The sequence below is a fragment of the Bacillus sp. AFS041924 genome (genome assembly GCF_002577195.1).
In the GTDB taxonomy this organism is placed as follows: Bacteria; Bacillota; Bacilli; order Bacillales; family Bacillaceae_G; genus Gottfriedia.
This window is the reverse complement of sequence record NZ_NULG01000154.1, coordinates 1-8168: the sequence shown is the minus strand read 5'-3', so window position 1 is coordinate 8168 and position 8168 is coordinate 1. Positions and strand designations below refer to the sequence as shown.

The window sequence follows — 8168 nt, the reverse complement described above, 5'->3', positions numbered from 1 at the left end:
CGAAAAGTGTAGGCGGGTTGGTCAGACCCGACAAGCATAAGACAATAACCAAGAAAAGTTGCTTGCTTGCTTTTTACTTTTAGACATCCCAAAATATGATGTCTGTTGCTAAGAACTTTAGAACCTTTCAATTAACTTGGTTATATTTTTTTGGTTTTCTGTTTTTAATAAAGGGGAATTATTTTATATATCGAATCATATATAATTAATCCTCTTATTTCTTAAAAATAATTATAGTAAAAGCTTTAATTAATTAATGAAATCTCCATTTTAGTTATTTTTATAGTAATTAAATCAATCGATAAGGAAAAGGTGATGAAATGGATTATTTAAATCACGATCTAGAAAAGACTGCATTATCGTTATTACAAAAAAGAGGTGTTTCACTCGATGATATTGCTGATTTAGTTTACTTTTTACAAAGTAAATACCATGAAAATTTATCTAAAGATGAGTGTAAACACAATGTAGAAAGAGTCTTGACGAAACGTGAGATACAAAATGCCATCATTACTGGTATTGAATTAGATATCTTAGCAGAGCAAGATAAACTTCAGGAGCCGTTGTTGACTATTATCAAAAAAGATGAAGGCCTTTATGGAATTGATGAAATAATTGCCTTATCGATCGTAAATGTATATGGTTCAATTGGATTTACGAATTACGGTTATATTGATAAATTAAAACCTGGAATATTAGAAAGATTAAATGATAAATCAACAGGATTAGTAAATACATTTTTAGATGATATTGTTGGAGCTATTGCAGCAGCTGCTTCTAGTCGTCTTGCGCATCGTGCCGCACATAAAAAGGCTGATCAAATTAAAGCTGAAAATGAATAAAAAAGAGGGGCTCATTAGTTAAAAAATACTTTTGAGTTCCCTCTTTTTTATTGGTAAAAAACTAAAAAACCCACAAGCATCTATTTCCTTGCAGGCCTTTTGTGTTATGACTTATATATTCTTTATCCACTCGTCTAATGAATCAACTGAATAAGTTGGTTGCTCTTCATAATTTGTTAACATTTCCCTCGTAGTAACACCCGTATGAACAATTAATGTATCAACTCCTGTATTGATTCCAGCCTTGATGTCGGTATCATAGTAATCCCCAATCATTAATGTATCCTCTTTTGCAACACCAAGAACTTTCAATGCTTGTTCCATAATGATTGATTCAGGCTTACCAATAAAGATTGGTTTTACAGTAGTAGATACTGCAATAACAGATGTTAATGAACCATTACCAGGTAATAAACCTCTTTCGGTCGGAATCGCTATATCGCCATTCGTTGAAATAAATGTTGCGCCATTTCTTACAGCAATACATGCCTTTGCTAGTTTCTCATAATTAATGCTTCGGTCCAAACCACTTACAACAAAATCAGGATTTTCATCAGTAATCGTTAATCCAACTTCCTCTAAGGCAAACTGTAAGCCCTCTTCACCAATCATATAGACAGTAGCATCAGCCTTTTTTTCTTTTATGTAATTTGCAGTGGCATTACTTGTTGTAAAGACCTGTTCTTTCGTAGTTGGTATATTAAAGGAATTAAGTTTATCTGCAACTTGTTCTGGTTTACGCGTAGAATTATTCGTCACAAAAAGATATGGAATATTTTTTTCTTTCAGTGCTTTAATAAACAGACTTGCTTCCTCTATTTGCTCCTCACCGCGATACATCGTTCCATCTAAATCGATTAAGTATCCTTTATATTGTTTCATATTGCAACTCCTTACTTATCAGACTTCAAAAAACTGTCTCATAATCAAAATTTTTTAAAGGAAATTTATTAAAATTATTTTTCCTTATCACTACTAAAAGCATTAATTACTCCAAGTTCTTTATCAAGATAAGTTTGAACTGCAACCGGGAATTCTTTATATGCTTCTATATTTTCACTTAAGGTCAACACTAATTTTTCTGTAATTGAAGATGTGTAGTCTTGGAATAAATGTTTTCGAATCGGAATTAATTTTTTTATTGAGTCACCAACTGATGCTGAAATTACTTTTTCATCCATCAGAATATCAACAATATCATCATAACTTCCTGGGTCCCTCATTATAAAGCCATCAATCATGGAATTACCAATATCTAACATACTGTCAATCATGAGATGTGTCATTCTTTCCAAAGCTAATTCTTCTGTCTTATTCTTTGGCTGATTATTTGACGCATAATATTCAAGCATTGAATTTATTATTTCAATTCGATCTAATATGTTTTGACGATTTACAAAGTACATATGTACACTTCCTTCTCAATTCTATCTTCTACATTTTATGGACTTATATTTATTTTATAGCTAAATTCGAAAAAAATCGACAAATGAAAGCGTTTCTTACCGATTTTTGTTATATTATATAGGTGAATAATTTTTGGGGGTTGGACTTTTGGAGCGTGAATTAGCACTTGAGATTGTAAGAGTTACTGAAGCAGCTGCTCTTGCCTCTGCACATTGGATGGGGCGCGGTAAGAAAAATGAAGCTGATGACGCTGCAACTTCTGCAATGCGTTCAATGTTTGATTCAGTGAATATGGCAGGAACAGTTGTAATTGGTGAAGGTGAACTAGATGAAGCGCCAATGCTTTATATAGGTGAGAAATTAGGTACCGGTAATGGTCCCGAGGTAGACATTGCAGTTGATCCTCTAGAAGGCACAAATATCCTTGCAAAAGGTCATGCTAACGCTATGGCTGTAATTGCAATATCTGATAAAGGCAACTTACTCCATGCACCTGATATGTACATGGAAAAAATAGCCGTAGGTCCACGTGCCGCTGGTAAAATATCATTAGATGATCCAATTGAAAAAACGATTGATATTATTGCCGAAGCAAACAATAAACGTGTACGTGATTTAACGGTAATTGTCCAGGAACGTCCTCGTCATGAGGAAATCATTGAGCGAATTCGCGAAAAAGGGGCCCGAGTTAAATTATTTGGTGACGGAGATGTTGGCGCAGTTATTGCAACAGCATTACCTCAAACAGGAATAGACCTTTTTGTAGGTACTGGAGGTGCTCCAGAAGGTGTCATAGCTGCAGCAGCAATTAAAGCTCTCGGTGGTGACATGCAAGCTCGTTTAGTACCGATGAATAAAGAAGAAGAACAACGTTGTATAAAAATGGGCCTTAATAACCCAAGACAATTATTAACTTTAAATGATTTAGTAAAAGGTGACGATGCAATTTTTGCCGCTACGGGAGTTACTTCGGGTGAATTACTAGAAGGGGTTACTTTTCTAGGTGGAGACTTGGTCGAAACCCATTCAATTGTGATGAGAAGTAAAACAAAAACTGTACGACATATTAAAGCTCATCATCATTTAGGCTACAAACCAAATCTTATTTTAGTTTAATGGAGGAATAAAAATGTCAGATCGTTTTTTCTTGTATGATGACACTATTCAAGCAAAGACTCGTTTTGTAAGCTTTATGGGCGAAGAGCAAAGACATGATCTTGCTTTATTATATTCTGATAATCATTATGGTAAAGTTATTATAATGGATATGCAAAGTAATCGATTTGCAATCATTGGTCCAGATGATTTAAAAGAAGAAGGTTACTTAGAATTTGCTTTTGGAATCTCTGAAGAAAAGGCTGCCGAGTTATTAGATTTCCTAAGTGAAATTATTTACTAATTTTTCAATACTTTTCTTTGTGGATAAATTATTTGTTTTTATTAAATAATCTGAAAAAAAGTGGATAACTTTAAAGTTGTCCACTTTTTTTGTGATTAACTCTATACTTATACACATTTTTGTTGAAAGATTCAAACTTATCCACAAGGTTTTTATTGTTTCAAAAAATCAAAAAATATTTTATCCACAAAATTAACTATTCCCTCTTCCCTCAAAAAAGTAAAAATAAAAATGATGGGTTTCCCCATCATTTAATTTTTTACTTTTTTAACTACAAAATATTTACAGCCAAAATTACAGTACTCATAAATATATTCGCGTAATGTACTAATTTTTGAATCATATGGAACATTTTTTTGAGAATCATCAAAAAATCCTCTTAATCTTAGCTGCTCATAGCCCCAATCCCCTACAATGTAATCATACTTTGAAAGGATTTCTGCATATCTCGCTTTAAAGGCTTCTTCATTAAATCCTTCACGGTAATCTTCAACTACTTCATAACAAATATTCTGTATGCAAACCAAAGTGTATTCTCCTTCCTTTTACTCCCATAAATATGTAACCAATATATTTGGCATACTAATTTTACATTGATTATTAAAAGGTGGTATTTAATATGCGAAAATATTTAGTCTGTTTATTAACTTTATTTTTATTAACTGGTTGTTCTTTTGGACCAAGTCATTCGAGACAATTTGAATATGAGGATGTAACATATAAAAATGAACATCGGACAAATCCTACACCTAAACAATTAAATACAAAACCAATGGAATTAGGTGACGTAAATGCAAAAATGTCAAATAACTCTTACAAAGATTATGGCTTTTCTAGACTACAAAAGCAAGATGTTTTAGGTAAAGATGGCGAATATACTCTAACAATTGACAAACAGCAAGTATCACAATTCATTTCTTTCTTAGTTGTAAAGCTTCCTGAAGTAGATGATGCAGCTGCTCTAGTTACAGACCAAGAGGTATTGATTGCTTATCGCTCAAATGGTAATAAAGCACTAGTTAGAAAACAGGTTGAAAAAACGGCTCAATCCGCACTACCAAGTTATTATCATATCTTTACGTCAAATTCAATGCAAAATATTAATAATATCGAGGATCTAAACAAGTACGGTCAGCTAAATGATGGGCAATTAGAGCAAAAAATTAAAGAATTATCTGAAGGCTTTGATGTGGATAAACAAAGTTTGCATTTTGATCAAATTTCAAAATAATCATCATTTAAAAAAGCACTAGTCTAATGGCTAGTGCTTTTTATTTATTATGCTTGTTTAGCTGCTTCAACTTGTTCGTCAGCGTGGTATGAAGAACGAACTAAAGGTCCAGCTTCACAGTGTGAGAATCCTTTACCTAGAGCTACCTCTTTAAGAGCTGCAAACTCGTCAGGAGTGTAATATTTTTTAACAGTTAAATGAGTTTTTGTTGGTTGTAAATATTGACCTAACGTAATAATATTTACACCTGCTGCACGTAAATCGTCCATAGCCTCATAAATTTGTTCATTTGTCTCACCTAAACCAAGCATGATGCTTGATTTTGTTGGAATGCTAGGGTTAATTTCTTTTGCTCTACGTAAAAATTCAAGAGATCTATCATACGTAGCTCTTGCACGAACACGTGGCGTTAACTCTCTAACTGTTTCAATATTGTGGTTCATAATATCTGGTTTAGCATCCATTAACATTTTAAGGTTTTCAAATTTCCCACCCATATCAGATGGTAAAACTTCAATTGTAGTAAACGGATTCGCTTTTCTAACTTCTCTAACTGTTTCTGCAAATACCGCTGCTCCACCATCTCTTAGATCATCACGAGCAACTGCCGTAATTACTACGTGCTTTAAGTTCATTTGTGTTACAGATTCAGCTACACGAACTGGTTCTTGTAGATCAAGTTCAGTCGGTAAACCAGTTTTTACAGCACAAAAACGACAAGCACGAGTACAAACAGCCCCTAAAATCATAAAAGTAGCTGTTTTTCTAACTGCCCAACACTCGTGGATATTTGGACAACGAGCTTCTTCACAAACAGTGTGAAGATTTTTTGAACGCATCATTTTTTTTAATTCTGTGTAAGATTCATTTGTATTTAATTTTATTTTTAGCCACTCTGGCTTTCTTAAATATTCTTCCTTTTTCGATGCCATTTGAAATTCCTCCAACGTTTATTCGTTTACGACATATTTCATTTTTTTCTTCCAATAGTTTATATATTACTACATTTTTCACAGATATGAAAAACTTTCGTTTGATTATCCCTATAATTTCCATTTATGAAAGTTGCTCCTTTAACCAAACTATAGATGTAAATCAATTTAAAGGATGATGGTTTTGAAAAAAATAATTGTACTCTTTTGTATGGTGGTTACCTTCATTGTGCCATCATTTACAAATGCAGAAGAAATTGATCAAGCTCAGCTTAATAAAGAACGAATGGCCCTATATAAAAAAGGTGAAACACTAACCTTTATTCCTTGGTATTACTTTGCTGCTATCGATACTTATGAACGAAATGTACGTAGTGTAAGAAACGATATACCAAAGCGTGAAAACGGTGTCCTCTCAATTTATATTAAGCCAGAGGATTGGAGCGGCCTATCGAATCCAGTTAAAAAGGATACATACGCTCCTACTATTCATTTATTTAGTGGAATTGGATTAGATGGAAATAATGATGGTAAAGCATCACTTGAAGACGACGAGGACATTTTGTACACTTTAATTCATCGATTACATTTCTATGGCCAATCGAGAGAATATATTCGAATGATGCTATGGGATTATTACCAAAGAGCTGTCACCGTTGATATTATCGATGAATATGCTCGATTGTATCAATATTATGGTAAGTTAAATATAGAAGGCAATGCTTTCCCATTACCAATTCGCAGTACACATAGTTATCGTAGCACATGGGGGGCTCCTCGAAGCTTCGGGGGACGTAGGGTTCATGAAGGTACTGATATATTTGCAAACTATGGTACCCCTGTAAGATCCACTTGCTATGGAATTATTGAAACTAAGGGCTGGAATCGAATTGGAGGATGGAGAATCGGAATTCGAGACCTAAATAATAACTATCATTATTACGCTCATCTAGGGGGCTTTAATAAAGACATTCAAAGAGGTCAAGTAGTAGAGCCTGGTACACTCATTGGATATGTTGGAAGTACTGGGTACGGGCCTCCTGGTACATCAGGAAAGTTTCCTCCACATTTACATTATGGTATTTACAAAGATAATGGCTATGCAGAGTGGTCTTTTGATCCTTATCCAAGATTACGCCAATGGGAGCGACAAGATAGAAGTAAATAAAAAATACTCGCTTACTTGGCAAGCCTTTAGGCTCTAGTTGAACTTATACTTAATACTTAAAATTGGGCAACTAAGCCGTTTTTTCTTTTCTTAAATGTGAAATAAAAAAGCAGACTAATTTATACTATTGTACAAAGTTAGTCTGCTCTTTTTATAATCTCACTTTTTTCCATTTGTTGATGGTGAAGCTTGTTGTGTATTAGGAGTAAATGGTATATAGTTCGGAACTTCTCCATCAATTATTTCTGTAGCAATTGGGACTTTTACTTTCACTTTTGTTGATTTCGTACTAAAAGGAATAATGACATTCATATTAACTTCTACATTCATAATTATTTCAACTACAGAATTATCAAACCCGAATGGCTTTACTTCCTGTGTAACATTAGCTACTGCATCACCTACAACAGAAAAACGAACTGGTATTGTAGGTCCTAGTTTACCTAAAAGCACTGTATTTGTAACGACACCAATAGGTACTTTTAAATAAAACCCATCTTGATCTGCTTTCATTTTTTTCATTTCTGATTTTGATAAAGATAAAAATGATATATCCCCGTTTTCAACACGACGTATATTTTCTTCAACATGCTGAGTAGTGGAACTAATAATTTTATTGATTATATATGTATTCGTACTAATGACTGCCTTTCCATTTTCATCTACATCCCGAATGATAATATCCTGTCCTTGCAGTTCTTTAGAAGCAGATTCATAAGCTTCGTTAATAACTAAAGATGCAATTCGGCTTGTTTGTTTCTCAGAATATTTTAAGATTGTCGGAGAGAAAATTTTGTCAATTTCCCAAAAGGCATATAAGGAAAAAAATAGTAAGACAATACTAATCACTATAAATTTATTTGGGAGTATATTACGAATTGACTGAGTTACTTGAGTTGCACCATTTTTAAAAGCTCCGATTGATCTTCTTTTCGTTACAAAAAATCTATTCTTTGGAACACGCCTGTACTTAAATCTTTTCATCGTAACCATGCCCCCTTACTAATGGGTATGCATGTCTTTGTCTGTTCATTCTTAAATGACATGTCAAATTATAGCTAAGGGGTAATTTTCTAATTCCTTGTAGTGAAAAAAGTTTACCTTCTCTAAAAAAGACTTTGTCAATTATTACAGGAAATTATCACTGATAACTAAGTTATGTGATGTGGATTTCCACTACAGGTGCTCG

At 33.4% G+C, this 8168-nt stretch carries 10 protein-coding genes; 5 read left to right on the top strand and 5 right to left on the bottom strand.

Going from position 1 to position 8168, the window contains the following annotated elements:
- Nucleotides 1-320: 320 nt before the first annotated feature.
- Entirely contained in the window at nt 321-842 is a 522-nt protein-coding gene (locus COC46_RS21750) for a phosphatidylglycerophosphatase A family protein (RefSeq protein WP_098811975.1), read from the top strand.
- Between the two features lie 111 nt (nt 843-953).
- Here the strand turns inward: COC46_RS21750 and COC46_RS21745 are convergent, their stop codons facing one another.
- Together COC46_RS21745 and COC46_RS21740 are read right to left on the bottom strand one after the other, a co-directional pair.
- On the bottom strand, nt 954-1724 hold the full coding sequence (locus COC46_RS21745) for a TIGR01457 family HAD-type hydrolase (protein WP_098811974.1): 771 nt from the start codon (nt 1722-1724) through the stop codon (nt 954-956).
- A 74-nt stretch (nt 1725-1798) separates the two neighbouring features.
- Nucleotides 1799-2248, bottom strand: coding sequence for a DUF86 domain-containing protein (locus COC46_RS21740; RefSeq protein ID WP_098811973.1), 450 nt, complete (start codon nt 2246-2248; stop codon nt 1799-1801).
- Nucleotides 2249-2396: 148 nt separating this feature from the next.
- Between COC46_RS21740 and glpX the strand changes: the two genes are divergently transcribed.
- The gene (gene glpX, locus COC46_RS21735) at nt 2397-3365 is read left to right on the top strand and encodes a class II fructose-bisphosphatase (RefSeq protein WP_098811972.1); all 969 of its coding nucleotides are present in this window, start codon (nt 2397-2399) and stop codon (nt 3363-3365) included.
- A gap of 13 nt (nt 3366-3378) precedes the next feature.
- Nucleotides 3379-3648 (top strand): DUF3055 domain-containing protein, encoded by a 270-nt coding sequence (locus tag COC46_RS21730; RefSeq protein WP_098811971.1) that lies wholly within the window; start codon nt 3379-3381, stop codon nt 3646-3648.
- Nucleotides 3649-3899: 251 nt separating this feature from the next.
- Here the strand turns inward: COC46_RS21730 and COC46_RS21725 are convergent, their stop codons facing one another.
- Complete coding sequence (locus COC46_RS21725; protein WP_056468720.1) at nt 3900-4175, bottom strand: YutD family protein; 276 nt, start codon at nt 4173-4175, stop codon at nt 3900-3902.
- Nucleotides 4176-4267: 92 nt separating this feature from the next.
- Here COC46_RS21725 and COC46_RS21720 point away from each other — a divergent pair, with 92 nt between their 5' ends.
- Nucleotides 4268-4879: a YhcN/YlaJ family sporulation lipoprotein gene (locus tag COC46_RS21720; protein ID WP_098811970.1), complete on the top strand. Its 612-nt coding sequence runs from the start codon at nt 4268-4270 to the stop codon at nt 4877-4879.
- A gap of 47 nt (nt 4880-4926) precedes the next feature.
- On the opposite strand, the gene lipA is transcribed toward COC46_RS21720, so the two are convergent.
- Nucleotides 4927-5811 carry a lipoyl synthase gene (gene lipA / locus COC46_RS21715; protein ID WP_098811969.1) on the bottom strand — a complete coding sequence of 295 codons (885 nt, stop codon included), beginning with the start codon at nt 5809-5811 and terminating at the stop codon, nt 4927-4929.
- Between the two features lie 178 nt (nt 5812-5989).
- On the opposite strand from lipA, the gene COC46_RS21710 reads away from it, so the two are divergent.
- Nucleotides 5990-6979, top strand: coding sequence for a M23 family metallopeptidase (locus tag COC46_RS21710; protein ID WP_098811968.1), 990 nt, complete (start codon nt 5990-5992; stop codon nt 6977-6979).
- A 159-nt stretch (nt 6980-7138) separates the two neighbouring features.
- Here the strand turns inward: COC46_RS21710 and yunB are convergent, their stop codons facing one another.
- The gene (gene yunB, locus COC46_RS21705) at nt 7139-7963 is read right to left on the bottom strand and encodes a sporulation protein YunB (protein ID WP_176545252.1); all 825 of its coding nucleotides are present in this window, start codon (nt 7961-7963) and stop codon (nt 7139-7141) included.
- Nucleotides 7964-8168: the final 205 nt, after the last annotated feature.